This is a genomic window from Mesorhizobium sp. Z1-4, assembly GCF_004000235.1.
GTDB lineage: Bacteria > Pseudomonadota > Alphaproteobacteria > Rhizobiales > Rhizobiaceae > RCIO01.
The window spans coordinates 113,465-129,699 of the sequence record NZ_RCIO01000004.1; the positions used below are offsets into that span (position 1 = coordinate 113,465).

The 16,235-nt window shown below is 63.4% G+C and carries 10 protein-coding genes; 7 read left to right on the top strand and 3 right to left on the bottom strand.

Annotated features, from left to right (window positions below; all coding sequences use genetic code 11):
• Position 1 precedes the first annotated feature (1 nt).
• The 6 genes from EP165_RS15105 to EP165_RS15130 all read left to right on the top strand — a co-directional run bounded on the left by EP165_RS15105 (position 2) and on the right by EP165_RS15130 (position 11,800).
• Complete coding sequence (locus EP165_RS15105) at positions 2-2,806, top strand: hypothetical protein (RefSeq protein ID WP_127523668.1); 2,805 nt, start codon at positions 2-4, stop codon at positions 2,804-2,806.
• The gene (locus EP165_RS15110) at positions 2,803-5,076 is read left to right on the top strand and encodes a hypothetical protein (RefSeq protein ID WP_127523669.1); all 2,274 of its coding nucleotides are present in this window, start codon (positions 2,803-2,805) and stop codon (positions 5,074-5,076) included. The genes EP165_RS15105 and EP165_RS15110 overlap by 4 nt, the downstream gene beginning before the upstream one ends.
• An 82-nt stretch (positions 5,077-5,158) precedes the next feature.
• Positions 5,159-7,636: a hypothetical protein gene (locus tag EP165_RS15115; protein ID WP_127523670.1), complete on the top strand. Its 2,478-nt coding sequence runs from the start codon at positions 5,159-5,161 to the stop codon at positions 7,634-7,636.
• A 43-nt stretch (positions 7,637-7,679) separates the two neighbouring features.
• Positions 7,680-10,466, top strand: a complete 2,787-nt coding sequence (locus EP165_RS15120) for a phage tailspike polysaccharide lyase family protein (RefSeq protein ID WP_127523671.1) — start codon at positions 7,680-7,682, stop codon at positions 10,464-10,466.
• A 30-nt stretch (positions 10,467-10,496) separates the two neighbouring features.
• Positions 10,497-11,417 (top strand): phage tail tip lysozyme, encoded by a 921-nt coding sequence (locus tag EP165_RS15125; protein WP_127523672.1) that lies wholly within the window; start codon positions 10,497-10,499, stop codon positions 11,415-11,417.
• A 101-nt stretch (positions 11,418-11,518) separates the two neighbouring features.
• Positions 11,519-11,800, top strand: a complete 282-nt coding sequence (locus tag EP165_RS15130) for a hypothetical protein (RefSeq protein WP_164743058.1) — start codon at positions 11,519-11,521, stop codon at positions 11,798-11,800.
• 277 nt (positions 11,801-12,077) lie between these two features.
• Here the strand turns inward: EP165_RS15130 and EP165_RS15135 are convergent, their stop codons facing one another.
• The 3 genes from EP165_RS15135 to EP165_RS15145 form a co-directional block, all read right to left on the bottom strand.
• Complete coding sequence (locus EP165_RS15135; RefSeq protein ID WP_127523674.1) at positions 12,078-12,464, bottom strand: hypothetical protein; 387 nt, start codon at positions 12,462-12,464, stop codon at positions 12,078-12,080.
• A 351-nt stretch (positions 12,465-12,815) separates the two neighbouring features.
• Positions 12,816-14,021 (bottom strand): helix-turn-helix transcriptional regulator, encoded by a 1,206-nt coding sequence (locus EP165_RS15140; RefSeq protein ID WP_127523675.1) that lies wholly within the window; start codon positions 14,019-14,021, stop codon positions 12,816-12,818.
• A gap of 114 nt (positions 14,022-14,135) precedes the next feature.
• Positions 14,136-15,248, bottom strand: a complete 1,113-nt coding sequence (locus EP165_RS15145) for an acyltransferase family protein (protein ID WP_164743059.1) — start codon at positions 15,246-15,248, stop codon at positions 14,136-14,138.
• 199 nt (positions 15,249-15,447) lie between these two features.
• Here EP165_RS15145 and EP165_RS15150 point away from each other — a divergent pair, with 199 nt between their 5' ends.
• Entirely contained in the window at positions 15,448-16,191 is a 744-nt protein-coding gene (locus EP165_RS15150; RefSeq protein ID WP_127523800.1) for a cytochrome c biogenesis CcdA family protein, read from the top strand.
• Positions 16,192-16,235 lie beyond the last annotated feature (44 nt).

A 16,235-nucleotide genomic window follows, 5' to 3' on the forward strand; every position in this document is an offset into this window, starting at 1 on the left:
GATGGCAAACTACCGCCGCGAGCCGGTTTCCTACCGTCCCTTCCGCGCCGACCCCATTTTGTCGGAGGGGCTGCTGGCCGTTCACCGGCCGGGGGGCGAGCTGCTGGAGCAGGTGGCGCAGGGGTTCTTCCGCCTTGCCGCCGAAGCCGGCGCCGTGGCCGATGATCAGGTGCAGCGGCGTTTCACCCAGGCGGGCGAGCGCGCCGGCGTGTCTGGTGCGCCTGACATCGCGATCAAGCAGGGACGCCGGCCGCAGGGGCCAAGACCGTCGTCGCCGGCCGGCGGCGCGCGGGCTGCAAGTCAAATCCAGACCTCAAGCGCCTTGCCGCAATCGTTCCTGGACGCCGTTGACCGCTCCGAGGGCGGCGGCGACTATGACACGCTGTTCGGTCATGCCCAGCGCGCAGGCGGACGCTTTGCCGGTACCCGCGTGTCGCAGATGACGATCGGCCAGGCAATGGCATTTGCCAACCCCGGCGGCGAATATGCGCAGAGCGTGAAAGGTCAGATCGGCCGCGTTGCCACTCCCATGGGGCGGCATCAGATCGTCGGCACGACACTGCGCACGACTGTCGGCAAAATGGGCCTGGACCCGAATGCGCCTTTCGACAAAGGCGCGCAGGACGCCATTGCCGCACACCTCGCGCGCGCCCGTGTTGCAAGTGCTTCCACCATGGACGGCAAGATCGCCGCGCTGCGCAGCGAGTGGGAAGGTTTCAAAAACGTATCGCGCGCCGACATGGCGCAGATCGTCAACGATATCGAAAACGGTGTCGGTTCGGCCGGCGGCGGTGATGTGCGGTTTGCCGTATCCGGCGGCGGTTTCGTGCCCATGACCGGCGACACCCTGGCCGCGCGGTCCTACAACGAAGCTGGCGCCAGGCGATACCTGCAGGTGCTCGACACCGAAGTGCTTTCGACCACCAGCCAGGTCTATGACCTCTATTCCGACGATCCGGCAACGCTGGAGCGTGCGCTGGGCGCGCTTAAATCGGAACTGTTCAAGGATCACGTCATTGACGAAATCGCCGCCGATTTCGAGGTGCGATACGGCCAGCTCGCCAATCGCTATATGGAGCAGGCCAGGGGCAAGCTGCAGAAACGCCTTGAAGCGGAAGACCGGGCCGCTTTCATCGAACGCACGGACACGCTTTCCACCGACATTGCGCGGCGTATCGAGCGGCTGGACCCTGACAACCCGTCCGGCGGCGAGCTGCTGGCGGCCACGCTGGGCGAGCTCGACGGGCATTATGACAGTGCGGTCGAGCGCGGCATTCTAACACCGGAAGCTGCTGCGAACGCCAAGGCAAAGGCGCGATCGAGCACTGCAGTGAGCTTCTATTCCCGCCAGGCGCGCGAACGCTCGGCCGAGGATATCGCGGCCATGCGCGAGGCGATGCGAGCCGACTTTGCCGAAGGGCGGCTGGACGGCGTTGACGCTGATGGCTGGACGCTGCTTGAAGCTGAATTGTCGCGGCTCGAAGACGGCGCCCGCACCCGCGACACAAAGGCTGCCGCCGCGCTCAACCAGCGGGCAGCAGCGCAGCTCAAGCGGATCGAAGCCGGCTTCGATCCCGACCCGGAGGAAATCAACCGGCTGAAACTCGACCAGGCCGGTACGCCCGAAGGGGCGCAGATTGTCGAAACCGCGCAGCGCGTCATGGAGGCGGCAACAGTGTTGCGCGATTCGCCGCTGCCGGCGGCGCAAAAATATGTCGAGGAGCTGCGCAAACGCACTGGCCGGAACGCCAGCGATGCCGACATTGCCGTGCTCGCCTATGCCGAGGAACGCCTTGCCGAGCTGCAGGAGCTGGTGACGAAGGATCCTGTCGGCTACGAAATCGCGACCGGCCGGCTGGAGCTGACACCGCTTGCGCTTGACGGGGAAGATGCGGAACTGGCGGCGAGCCTGGCGGCCCGCCAGAGCGAAATGCGGGCGGTCGCCGAAACCTACGGCCGGCCAATCGAAATTTTGCGGCCGACCGAACGCACCGCGCTCGCCCGCATGATGACGGAAGACCCGCGCCAAATGCCGCGCCTGGCAAAAGCCATGCGCGAAGCGCTTGGCGCGGACGCCGGCGCGGCTCTGGCCGAAATCGCACCCGAAGCACCGGCGCTGGCGCATGCAGCCGGCGTGTCGCTGGCCACCGGCAATGACGGCTTCATGGAGGAAATCGCCGAAACGCTGGCCGCCAAGGCAAAGGGCGAGTTCAAGCTGAAAATGCCGAACGCGGACAAGTTCGCGACCGCCGCCGGCGGCGGCTTCGCGCGCGCGCTTTCCTTCCTCGGCGGCACGCGCCAGGCGGCCATGCAGACCGCGCAGCTGGTATTCGAGCGCGAGGCCAATCTGCTGGGGTTCGACCCCGACGACATCGGCAAGGAAGGCACGCCGGCGGCGGCCGCCTGGCACCGCGCACTCAACCGCGCGCTCGGCGCGCGCTTCCATGCGGGACGGCAGACCGGCGGCCTTGCGGAAGTGAACGGCCTCACCATTGTTGCGCCGGCCGGCATGGACATCGAGACGCCGCAACGCCTGATTTCAGGCTTGACCGATGACCAGCTCGCGCAACTGCCGCCGATCGCCAGCGCCAATGACATCGAGGTGACGGCCGCAGACATACGTCGTGCCTTCCTCTCCAGTGCCGGCGACGGCCGTTACCGTGTCGCGCTGGGCGATCCGCTGGGCTTCGATCCGCAATGGGTGGTCGGCGCAGATGGCGATTTCTGGACACTCGACCTCAACGCCCTTGAGGATATCCGGGGCAATGGCGGCTGGTCCTTCCTCGGCTGGAGGTCCAGCCCTTGACGGTCATTCTTGAGCAGCCGACGCGGCCGACGCAGCGCAGCTTTGCCGGCGGCATCGGCGGTCTGGGCGAAATCTGGAACGCCCAGCGCGAAAGCCTGCTTCTGGTCGAAAACGCCAATGCCGCCCATGAGGCGCTGACCCGCGCCTATGACGAACGCATTTCGGAGCTGCACGGCGCCACCGGCATCAAGCTTAATAACCCGGTTCTGACCGCCTATGAGGATTTCCGGCGCCAGCGCGAGGCCTACACCGCCAATCTGATATCGGGCAATCCGCAACCCGACCCGGAAGATTTCGCCGCCGTGCTGGAGCGCCGCGCCGATGAGTTCGACACCGGGCTCGCCGAAGCCGTTTCGCGCATTCCCGACCGCATGGTGGCCGCCCGCATGATGCGCTCGGTCGAGGGGGAGGCCGCCAACATGGCGCGCGCGGCCGATGAAAGGCTCGGCCGACTATTCGCCTCACGCGGCGGCATTGCGAAATGGGCCGCAATGCTGGGTGGCGGCGCAACGGGCGCGCTGGCCGACCCGATAACTCTGATGTCGCTCGCCGCCGGCGGCGGACCAGGTGCCGCGCGCACGGTTGCCGGACGCATCCTCGCCACGGCCGGCCGCGAAGCGGTGATCAATGCCGGCACGGAAGCTGCGATACAGCCGGCAGTGCAGGAATGGCGCGGACGGCTCGGGCTGCCCGCCGGTTTCGATGAAGCGTTGCGCAACGTTGCCTTCGCCGGCGCGTTCGGCGGCGTGTTCGGCGCCGGCGGCCAGGGCATCGCCGAAGGGCTGGCGCGCAATGTTGGCCGCACGCAGGCAGCGCAGGTGTTTCGGGAAATGGCCGCGCGCGAGGATTTGCCGGCTCCGGTGCGCGCGATCGCCGCCGGCGACGGGCTTGCGGCGCGGCAGAGCCTTGCGGAGATACGGCCCGCAATGACGGCCGAGGCGCGCGGTGCGATCGACGCCGGAGAGAAGCTTGCCCATGCCGACGCGCAGCGGCCGGCTGCGACCGAGGCGGCGCGGCACGACCTGAATGTTGCCGCCGCCGATCGCCTGATTGCCGGCCGGGACGCCGAAGCATGGCCGGGCTTCGCGCCTGACGCCTTGCAGGTTGAGCGTGTAGCGCGGGCGATCGCCGGTGAGACCGTCACCCAGGCCGATGCCGAAACGCGCGTCCTGGCCCGATTTCTGGCCAAACGCGGCGGCATTCAGGATCAGTCGGGCGAATTGCGCCAGATCGGCGCAACGGAAGTGTTTCGCGGGCGGCTGGTGCGCCGCAATGGCGAAACGCTGGACATGGCGCGCGAGGCGGCGGCCGAGGCCGGCTTTTTCGACCACCTGTACGGCACGCCGGCCGAAGCTGTGGCAAAATCGACCGTGAACGACCTGATCGACACACTGGACGCGGAGCTGCGCGGAGCAACGCGCCCCTCGGCAGGCTCGGGAGTCCCCGCCGGCGCCGAGGCGCAACTGGCGGGCCTTGAGGCAAAAGTGTTCGACATTGCGCGCATTGCCGGGCCTGCCATGCCCGACAGCGTTCTTGAAGCGGCGGCGCGGCTTTCGCTCGATGACGGGCTGGAGCCCGGCGACGCGCTCGAGCGCGTGCTCGTGCGGGCCGAGCTCGATGGCGATCGCAGGGCCGGCGCAGCACCTGGCACCCGCGCCGACCCGCTGCCCGGCTGGTCCGACGAGGATCTGGCCGAAGCTTCCGCGAATCGCGGCCCGCCGCCGGAGGCGGCCGAAAATCCGCTTGAGCCGGGCAAGCCTGACCCTGAGTTCCTGCAGGCGATCGAGCTTGAGCGCCTTGCGCCGGAGGATGCCGTGCAGCAGTCGGCCGAAAAGGGAGAGACCGTGTTCAGCTTCAGCCGTGGCGGCGTGCCACTGGGTAATGTCGCAGTGAAGGCCGAAGGAACCGATCTGCGTATCACGCGCATGTGGACAAACGACAATGTCAGCGCGGCCGCCTTCAACACCATCGGCCCGCGCGCGGTGCGCCAGATGATCCGTCAGGCGCGCGAGTTCTTCCCCGATGCCGAGCGGATTGTCGGCGAACGTGTCGGTGGCGCGCGTTTCGGCGGCCGTTTCAATCCGACTAGTGGCGAAGGCGTCGAGACGAGCATTCGCTTGCCGGCGCGCGACGTAATCGACGAACTCGGGGACGCGGACCCCGCAATGATCGTGCCCTGGGATGATGGCGATCGCAGCGTAGCGGATATCTCCGACGCCATCCGCCACCGGCAGGGCATGGCCGCTCTTGTGGAGGCCTGCAGGGTATGATGGCCGGAATTAGAAAATCATTTTCCAATTTAGGCTCCTCGAGGAGCCGTCGCAGTAGAAATATTTTCCAAGGACGCAGCAAATGAGCGCCCAATTCGATGAATGCCTGCGCATCGCCGTCGCGGCCGAGGAAATCGACCAGGAGACGGCCGACACGCTGCGCGCCCGCTATGACGAACTGCGCGCAACAGCCGCCGCCGGCTCCGAAGCAACGGCCGACGCCGAAGCCAAGCGGTTGCTGGCCGAGCTGCTGAAAGCCGAGGCCGAGCACGAAAAGCGCAAGGCGGCGCTTTCGATCCGCGCCGTGAAACGCATTTCCATCGACCTCGGCAACTGGAAAAACGCCAAGGGCGAAAACGATGTCGGCAACGCCGCGCTGGACCTGCTGGAGAATTTCGGCACGGCCGGCTTTTCCTCCGTTGCCGGCCGCAGCAAGGCCATTCTGGGCCAGGCGCACGCGAAGATGGCGGAGGCGCTGCACCATTTCCGGCGCGGCGCATTTGGCGGCGACAAGACCAGGTGGAACGCCGGCCAGCTGGGCAATGTCGTGCGCGAGGCCTTCGGCGAAGACACCGGCGACCTTGCGGCCAAGGGTCTGGCGACCACCTGGCGCGAAACCGCGGAATGGCTGCGTCAGCGCTTCAACAAGGCAGGGGGCGCGATCGGCAGGCTGGACGATTGGGGCCTGCCGCAACACCACGACGCACGAGCGCTGAAAGCTGCCGGCCGCGAGGTCTGGAAAGAGGCCATCAGGCCGAAGCTCGACCTGACCCGCATGCAACACCCGCTCACCGGCGGGCGTATCGGCGCGGCCGAGCTGGAGCGCATGCTTGACGCCATCTATGACCGCATCGTCACCGATGGCTGGATTGACCGCAAACCCACGCTGCAGCGCTTCGGCACCGGCGCACTGGCCAACCAGCATGCCGAGCACCGCGTATTGGTTTTCAAGTCGGCCGACGACTGGCTTGGTTATCAGCGCGATTTCGGCGGCGCGGATCCTTTCGCCGCGATGATGGGTTATCTCAACGTGATGAGCCGCGACATCGGCGCGATGGAGATCCTCGGGCCGAACCCGGACGCCATGATTGAATTTGTCAAACAGTTCGTCATGCGCGAGGCGCAGCTGAAAGCTGCCGGCAAGCCGGCGCGATTTGGCGGCAAGGGCGACCCGATCGACCGGGCGCGCGGCAAGGTGAAGCGCCTTTCGACCGTCTGGAGCTCGGTGCGCGGCCAGCTGAATACGCCGGTCAACTCGAAAGCCGCCAATGCGCTCGGCGCGGCTCGTGCCTGGCTGACCGCCGGCATGCTCGGCCAGGCGGCGATTTCCGCAATCTCGGACATCGGTTACGGCATGGCCGCACGATCTTTCGCGGGGCTTCCCGCCCACCATGCCGCCGGCGACCTCTTTAGCGCCTTTCGAACCGCGACCCGGCGCGAGGCGGTGGAAGCCGGGCTGATCCTCGACGCGGCCGCGCACGTGTTTCAGGCGCAGGCGCGCTATGTCGGCACGCTTGAGGGCCCGGAATGGCCCAATTATCTCGCCGATCGCGTGCTGACCTATTCCGGGCTCACGCCCTGGACACAGGCCGGACGGCATGCCTTCGGGCTCGCCATGCAGGTGGAATTCGGCAAGCGCACCGACCTCGCATTCGCCGCAATGCCCGACGCACTGAAAAACACGCTGACCCGCTACGGGATCTCGCAACGCGATTGGGAGCTGATCAGAAAGGCCTCGCTGCACCGCCGCGACGGGGCCGCAATGTTGCGCCCGGCCGAGATTGCCAAGGTCGATGAAAACCTAGCCGAGCGTTACCTGGAAATGATCCTGATGGAGACGGAATATGCCGTGCCGTCGTCTTCGCACCGCACCCGGTCGGCGCTGCTGGACCAGAACCAGCCGGGCACACTTTGGGGCGAAGTGCTGCGGTCGTTCGCGCAGTTCAAGGCTTTCGGTTCTGCGGTGATTTTCCTGCATGGCGCGCGCACCCACCGGCTGTTGGCGCAGCGCGGCGTTATGAAGGGCGCGGCCTATGCCGGTTCGGTGCTGTTTTCGACCACGCTTGTGGCTGGCCTGGCGCTGCAGCTGAAACAGATCGCCGCCGGCCGCGATCCGCGCGACATGCAAGACCCGAAATTCTGGACCGCCGCGATGCTGCAGGGCGGCGGCCTCGGCATCTATGGCGACTTCATGTTTGCCGAATTGAACCGCTATGGCGGCGGCCTGATGACGACGCTCGGCGGTCCGCTGTTCGGCAAGGCCAACGACTTCCGGAACCTGACGGCCGGCAATGCCGTGCAGCTGGCGAGCGACGACAAGACCCATTTCGGCCGCGAGCTCATCCGTTTTTCCAAGGGACTCATTCCGGGCGGCAATCTCTGGTATCTCAAGCTCGGTTTCGAGCGCACGGTGCTCGATCAGCTGCAGTGGCTGGCCGACCCCGAGGCGGCCGACGCTTTCAAGCGCCAGCAGAAATACTGGTCGCGCGAATATGGCCAGGACTACTTCTGGAAACCGGGCCGCCTTGCCCCCGACCGGGCGCCGCAATTGACGCGCTGACGCGCGAGTCATTCTGCCGGCTCCATTCCCATGGGGCTACGGCATGACGGCTTCACCCTTTCCGCTGCCGCGCGAGACGCGCGAATCCGCCATCCTGGTTGGCAACGGCACGCCCGGTCCCTACGGCCCTTCGGGCTACAAGGTCTGGGATACGGCCGACGTGGTGGTCTATGCCCGTGCAGACGGCGAGGAGGTGTTCACCGACGTTACGGCCGATTGCACGATCACGAAAACGGCTTCCGCTCTTTACGACACTTTTTCAGTCACCTTTGCCGCCAACGTGCCGGCGACGACAGACTGGTACCATCAGGCGCGCCGCACCCATGAACGGCAGATAGCAGCCACCCAGGGCGGCGCCGTCTCCGGTGCGGAGCTGGAAAAGGAGCTCGCCAAGCAGGCGACCATCCTGTCCGAAACCCGGCGCGATATCGACCGGGCATTGCGCGTCGATCTTGAGTTCGACGGCAGCCTGGTTTTGCCGGTGCTGGGCGATTCGCAACTGCTGAAATGGGATGCGACGGCCAAGAAGTTTGCGCCTGGCCCGGTCGCTTCGGAGATCGAGGCGGCAGAAGCCAACGCGATCATTGCCACAGCCAAGGCGGCGGAGGCGGTGGCGGCCGCCGCTTCGATCGGCCAACCGATCAATGGCGTCGAGAGCGTCAAGACCGACGACTACACGGTTCTGCCCGCCGATGTGCGCAAGACGATCGTCGCCAACAAGGCCTCGGCCATAGCCTTCGGCCTCCCGGCTGTGGCTTCGGCCGGAGCCGGCTTTCACGTCCGCTTTTTCAACATCGGCGCCGGCGCACTGACAATCAATGGCACTGGCGCACAGATCAACGGCAAGACAAGCATCGTGCTGGCCAGAAACCAGGGCGCAACGCTCTTTACGGACGGCACGGCCTGGCGCGCCGATATGGGCGGCGGAGACAACAGGAGCACGTTTGCCACGGTCGCGGCCATGCTGGCCGACAGCTACCTGGCGTACGCAGCCAACGTCGCCAGCGGCGATACCCTGCAGGCTGGCGGCTATCGCTATCAGGTGGCGGCTTCCGGTGCGAGCGACCACGATCTGGCCACAGCCGGCGGCGTGAAGCTCTATGCTCTGCCTTCCTTTGGCGTTCTGACCGAAGAACAGTTTGGCGCGCCGCTCGATGGCGATTGGGCCGGCGGCGGCACCGACGCAACGGCCGCCATTCAGAAATGGGCGGCATCGACACGCGGCAAGGTGAAGCGCTTCGTCGGCGTATCCAGGATCACGGCCGAAATCGCATTCAATCCGGGCGATGTGGTCGAGGGCGCTTCGCACGCGACCGGCCTTGATGCCAGCGCGGCATCGTCCTGGGCGACCACGGCGGCGATCAGCGTCACCGGCGCGTTCACCGCCATCAGCGATTTGAGCGGCAATGTGGCGCGGGGCGCGCATGAACTGCCGCTGACCAGCGCTGCCGGCGTCTCCAATGGCGACGTGCTCCTGATCTACAATCCGACCGACAGCTCCTGGAGCCCGGTCAGCGCGTCCTACCGTGCCGGCGAGTTCGTGCGCGTTCACAGCCTCACGGGCTCGACCGTCAACATCTTCACGCCGCTTTATGCCGCCTACAACAGCGCCGATGTCGATCTCTACCGGCTCGATGGCAAGCAGACGATTTTCAGAAACTTCCGGCTTGCGGAGCCGACAGCGGCGGGCGTCCGTGGTCTTCTTGTCGAAAAGATCGACAGCCCGGTCGTGCACAACGTCCGCACCGGCGACGGCCGCTACATCGGCGTTGAGCTGCTGCATTGCTACGATTTCGACTTTGACGGGGTCTCATACAACGCAACACCGACCGCCACCGGCAATGATTACGGGCTCGCCATCATCAACAGCCAGAAAGGCCGTCTCGGTGGCCCTTCATACGGCACGCGCCACTCGGTTGCGTTTGGCGGTTCCGGCGCCGTCGGCGCGGTGCCATGCCGCGATATCGAGGTTCACAATTTCAGCATGGGCGTGTTCAACGGCGCGCTGAACCAGGCACAGGATGTGCATGGCAATGTCGAGGATATCCGCTTTTTCGGCGGTACCTACGTTGGCGGCATCATCGCCGGCAAAAACATCGCATTCTACGATGTGACGTTCATCGGCAGCGCGATGACGAGCGGCATCTGCATTTTTGCCGGCTCCGTTCACTCCGGCAGCTTCATCTTTAACGACTGCATCTTCCGCCAGGTGAGCACGCCCGGGCAGACGCATTATGCCCCGATCTATTTCGACAACTTCAATTCGCACGTGCAGGGCGATGTCCGGCTGATTTTCAACAACCCGATACTGGAGATCGACGCGAGCGTGATCTATGGCGCCTACGTCGCGATCGACGGCTGCACGCACGATATTTCGGTTGAGTTCAATTCGCCCAGGATCATCGGCGGCGCTGCGCTGGACTACTTCATCCGCACCTATCGCATTTCCGGCACAACGACCATGAGCCTGGTGTCGCTCAACGAGATCACCGGCCTGGTGAGTGGCGCAGGTTATACGGTCGACAACGGTTCGGGACTGACCATCACCCGCTACCGGCTGCCGCGACAGCAGGGGCGCGAGACATTCACTGGCAACACGAGCAACCCCTATGCGGTGGTCACCGTCACGTACGACCATCCCTATCCGGCAGAGCCGCATATCCGCATGTCGAACTATTCGTACAAGATCGGCGACCGCGCCTATGTGCCGTACGTCAGCTCGGTCACAGGCGGTACGAGCTTCAATTTCGGAGTTCAGTCATCAGACGACGCCACAAATTTCAGCAGCACCAATCAGGGCTATGCGTCCTGGGAAGCCTGGATGGATTAGGGCGCAAAAAGGCGCAAAGGAGACGCTTTAATGAACCGGGCACAGCAGGAAGCGCATTTTCGCACCGAGGCACCCTGGCTGATCGATCAGCTGATGCGCGATTTTCCGTTTGACGAGCTCGGCGGTGCAGCGGTCGCCGGCAATGGCGGCTGGGAGTCGAAGGGCTTCACCGACATGCAAGAGGACAAGCCGTTGGTGCCCGGCAGCCGGGGTGGCGGCTATCGCTGGCAGTGGACCGGCCCGCGTCGCCGCGCTTTCGAAGACTACTGCAAACGCAACGGCTATGACCCGACCTCGAAGGAATCCAACTACAAATGGTTGTTCCTCGAGCTGCGGGGCGGTGACCCCGCAAGTGGAGCGGGTGACGAAAGCGCGGCCGTGGCCGCGATATTGTCGGCCGGCACGCTGCGCGACAAAGTAGTAGCATTCGAAAAACACTTCGAGCGGCCGGCGAAAAGCCACGTCGCCGGCCGCCTCAAATGGGCGGAAATCGCGCTCGACGCCTGGCGGGCAGCCAAGGCGTCCGCACCAATACCCAACCTTCCAGTTCCTGTTCCCGAAGGTTTGCTGATCCCGGCCGAAGCCGGGGAGGCGGCACTGGTGGCGCTGGCCCGCCAGGACGATGCGAAACTCGAAACGGCCGCGCAGACGATCGCGCTGGCCCGCGCCTACAAGCGCGGGGTCCGCATCGTGTTTCCGTCCGCGCCGCTATCGACGATCGACCAGCTATTGAAAGGCGAGACAATGGAAGGCGTGAAGAAGTGGTTTCAGTCGAAAGGCGTGCTCGGCGGCCTTGGTGCGATCGCCATGCTGATCGGCCCGATCTTCGGGCTCGATCTCGGCCAGGCCGAAATCAACGAGACGCAGGTGGCGATCAACAATCTGGTGGCCGCGGTGTCGGCGCTGGTTGGCATCTGGGGCCGTGTGAGCGCAGGCAGCCGGATCGGCTGAATGCACAACGAGGCCGCCTGCACACGCTGGCGGCCCGCACTCCCGGCAGAAAGAGGCACGATTTCGCAATGGACTGGCTAAGGCAAATCAGCTGGGATGACATGAAACTGGTGGGCTCGATCGGCCTCGGTCTGCTGCTGGCATGGCTGTTTTCCCCCGACCGCGACCGTCGCATGCGCATTGCATATCTGACGGCCGGGCTGTTCTTCGCGACGTTCGGCACCGGCCCGCTGGCCGATTGGGCCGGGCTGGAGTTCACCATCTGGCAGAACCTGCTTGCCGGGTTGCTGGCGATGACGGGCGGCCGCCTTGCGCGGCGCGTCCTGCTGCTGGCCGACAGCGGAAACCTGCCCTTCGGAGGCAAGAATGGCCGCTCCTCGTGACACACGCGGACAGCAGGCAATCGACTGGACCCTGCTGCTGCTCTGGCTTGTTTTTGGCCTGATCCTCGTTTTCGCGTAACCGCCGCCCGGCGGCGAGTATCCGGGCACCCCGCCGCTCCGCCCCAATGAGCGGCGGGGCTTTGCGACAAAATGTGCGACAAACTGCAGTCAATTTCAGCCAAGCAGTTGAATTTGCTTGATTCATGCGAGACTTTTAATCAGTAGGTCCAGGGTTCGAGCCCCTGCGCGCTCACCATCTCGCCAATGCAAAGACCGTTTATCGCCTTGCCCTCGCTACGCAGAAGAAGCTTACCGCCTGCAACCACGGGAATCTGCCTCCAATCTCGACGGCGACGTTTACCCGCACATTATTACCGACGACCGATACTGTCGGCTCTTTGAAGTTGTAATGTATGAAATCGGCGGATCCTGAAGCACCAAACCACGCTGGGGCAACGTGAACAACCGCATCGTCCTCAGGTTGGCGGGACAGCGCGATGTCAAAGACAATGTTGTGCCGGAAAGGGGTTTGTGGATTTGGCTCGCTTCCGAGGGGAGGAAATGTTGCGACGCCGCTAGCGAACATATAATGACCAGCTTTGAAATCGTCGGGATCCGCGACCATTTTTCTGCACTGAACCTGCAAAGCTGATACGTCTGACATTGTCTCTCTCCCATAAAGCGCGACCTAACACGACGAGCATGACCCTCTGGCGGGTAGGTCCTTAGTTTGGACAAGTATAGATTCCGCGCAATTTTTAAGCGGTAAAACTAACTCGCCATTGGCGCATTATTGGCCTGTGCGTTGCATAAGAAATGCGCCGCCAACAGCGATGCTAGCTCTATTGACATGGAACTGGCCTTATCCGGTTGCTGTCTGAATGGCCGATCAGTAGCGAGCTGCGTTGTGAATTAAATGACTAAAATTGACTATGAGTGGAAGTTATGCTCATGCGCGCTGAGCAGACATTTGCGCTAGACGCCCTCTACAGCGCAGCCCCCTATTGCGTTTGCATCACCTATGCCGAAAACGGGAGCGTTCGATGTGCCTCACGAGATCGATCTGGCGTCGTACGCCTGCCTTGGACATGGCGCTGCGAAGCTGATTTCGGACAGTGAGAATACTTGTCGCGCGCTTCTCGGCTATCTGCGTTGGCGAAAGCCCATTCGCTAGAGCAACGGCAACCGACAATTCCGCAGCCGTCAGCCCATTTTCCTGTGCGAACGCCGCATGGGCGCGGACTGAATTTCGGACGACATCTATGGTAATCAGCAAACTGGACCTCCAGTAGGTAACTGCCAGATTAAACATAGGCGTTGGATGCAGCTCAGGTTGGTATTCGACAGCCCTAACCGTATGTTCGATTTCATTATTCTGATCTCTGAGCTTACGGCTCAACGCAATCGGTCTGAGCTTTTGACGCATGTCTCGCATACATCGGTCTAGCGCCCCTCTGGCTAGCGTGTCTGTAAATGTCACCCGGCCAAACATGTCATCTCTAAGAAGATGTCCCTCCCTGATCATTTGTTCTGCAAACGCATTGGCGAATAGGAGGAACCCGTTGTCGGCGAGCAACAAGACGGCCGTATTCCCCAAAGAACTGCCAGTTTGCAGGGCCTCGGCTTCGACCGTTTTCGCCGCAAGGGCTCGGCTGATATCGAAAGCGAGCCTCATGTGAGGGACCAATATATCAACCGTTCGTAGCCAACGCGCTTCCAATTTCTCTTCATCTTTTCGACGAATATTGCCGCCGAAGGCTATTAGCCGATCGGCGGCTGCGAAGATCAATGCACCACCGCCCGCAACGACGTCCTCCTGTGGCTGAACCCAATCGGCATAAAACTCCGACTTCAGCAGCTTTTCCCTGGAACACATGAGTTGCGATGGCCAAGCAACTCCGGCCGGCATTTTTGAGAAAGCGGGGGCCCATGAATTGATGCTGCCGTAGTAATTAAAGTAGCTTTCTACAAACTCCGGCGCGTAGCCGGCCGTCGTTAGACCGAGGGTAATATGCGCTGAAAGATCATGCCCGAATAGATGGGTACGAACGCCGCCCGATCGCACGGTAAGCAATTCAAGAAAGTCGCCCCATCTATCGCAATCTAGTACAGAAGCGTAGATTAAGGACGTTAAATCGACAAATGTATTCCGATCAACGATCAGCGCTCCGACCTCCCAAAAAGGCGATACGGCACTATGTTGTCGAATGACGCGAAACAATACTATGAATTGAATGACTTTTGAAGATCGAGATCGGCCACCAAGTGGTAATTCTCGGGTATTCTGGCACCTACGAAAGTGCGCGGTTTTAGGCGCGGAATCTTTCTCGGCAGGCTATTCCGCCGGCTGCAGGCGCGGCTGCGGGGCGCCCCGTGACCCGAATTTGTGCCGCAGCCCCAGCGCCGGTTTCTCCACAAAGGTCCAGGACAGCCACGCGGCTGCCAGCGCCAGCGCGGTCGCAACAACGGCGTTCTGCCACACGCTGATGTCCGGGAAGGCGTAGACAAGCCATTGCTGGATGAAAAAGCCGGTGATGTAGACGCCGTAGGAAAGGTCGGTGCGCGACGTCCAGCGCTGCAGCCCGCCCATGGCAAGCGATCCGGCCCAGAAACTCAGATAGCCTGTCGCCAGGATCATGACCGGGTAACGGACCGGCAGTTCGCTCCAGGCCGACAAGGTAGCGACCACCAGGAACAGGAGAGCTGTGCGTGCACGGATCGCAATCAGGTGGCGCGCGAACCAGCATGCCACACCGAGATAGAAAGCGAAGGCAAAGCGCGCGAGTTGGGCGGCAAAGCTGAATTCTTCGGGATGCCCCGCATTGGCAATCACGATGGCGCTTGCGACCAGGACGGGCGCTATGGCCGCAAGGCGCGTCATGCCCCGCAGCCGCAGCGCCGCGACCGCTGTCATGAACGCCATGACCGACAGATAGCAGATGACTTCGAAGCGGATCGTCCAGATCGGGATATTGACCGAATTGCCCATCGGGTTGTGGGTAAAGACACCGTCGAGCGAAACGCCGACCGAAAACAGCAATGTGGCCCGGACCAGGAAAGAGCCGATATTGTCCGGGCTCCAATAGGCGGCCGGTTCCGCCGTCGTGATGAACAGTCCGGCAAGAACGACGATCAGGAGATTGACGCAGATCAGCGCCGGCAGAATGCGCAGCGACCGCGCAACGGCAAAATCCAGCCAGCTCGCCGACCGCTCCCAGCTGGCGGCAATCATGAAGCCCGACAGCACAAAAAAGACATGGACGGCATGCGCCCCGAGCGACCATCCCGTGGATGGTTCGAGCAGCTCGGGAAGCGCCCAGCCGCCGACAATGCCATAGGCATGCGTAACAACCACGGCAATCGCGGCAGCGAGCCTGACCACGCCGAAACTGTTCGTGTCTTTGTACGCGAAATCCGCCAGCATGCGCGGACGTGCTGCGCTGTTCATCGCCGGAAGCTCCCCAGCTTCGATCCGCTCCAAGTCTAGCAGGTTGGGTGCGGCGCATACCGACAAGGTGAACATATGGTTACCGTCGGCAGGGAGCGCGTGGACGGCAGCTGCTGCGCGCTTTCGCCACGCGATGGTGATTGGCCCGACTGCACGGCTGCCGCTATATGCGCCAGGACACAACATGCAGGACGGACATATGGCGGCCGAGATCGGATACATCACCGCAGTTGGCGCTGGCGCGATTTCATTTCTGTCGCCGTGCGTGCTGCCGCTGGTGCCGCCCTATCTGTGCTACATGGCCGGCGTATCGGTGGACGATTTCCGCGCCGATGCCGCACAGCAGCGCGTTGCGGCGCGCCTGCCGCTGCTGAGGGCCGCACTGGCCTTCGTGCTCGGATTCTCGACGGTTTTCGTCGCGCTCGGCGCCGGAGCATCGACCATCGGCGGGCTTCTAAGGGTATGGCAGCAGGAACTGGCAATCGTTGCGGGTATCGTGATTATCGTCATGGGGCTCAATTTCCTGGGCGTCCTGCGCATTCCTCTGTTGTCGCGCGAAGCGCGGTTTCAGGCAGGCGGACAACCCGCAAGCATCGTCGCAGCCTACGTCATGGGCCTGGCATTCGCATTCGGCTGGACACCTTGTATCGGCCCGGTGCTGGGACCGATCCTCACGCTCGCTGGCGGCCAGAGCACGGTGGGCGAGGGAGCCCTGCTGCTTGCCGCCTATTCGGCCGGTCTCGGCATTCCGTTCCTGATTGCGGCGCTCTTCTCCGGTGCCTTCATGCGCTTTCTCAGCCGTTTCCGCGTGCATCTCGGGCGGGTCGAAAAGGCAATGGGCGCGCTGCTTGTTCTGGCCGGTATCTTCTTCGTCACCGGTGGTGTGCAGGCCGCATCCTACTGGCTGCTGGAAACCTTTCCAGGACTGGGCACTCTGGGCTGAGCGGACACGCGTTTACCCTGCACGATGTCCGCCATTGGTGCGCC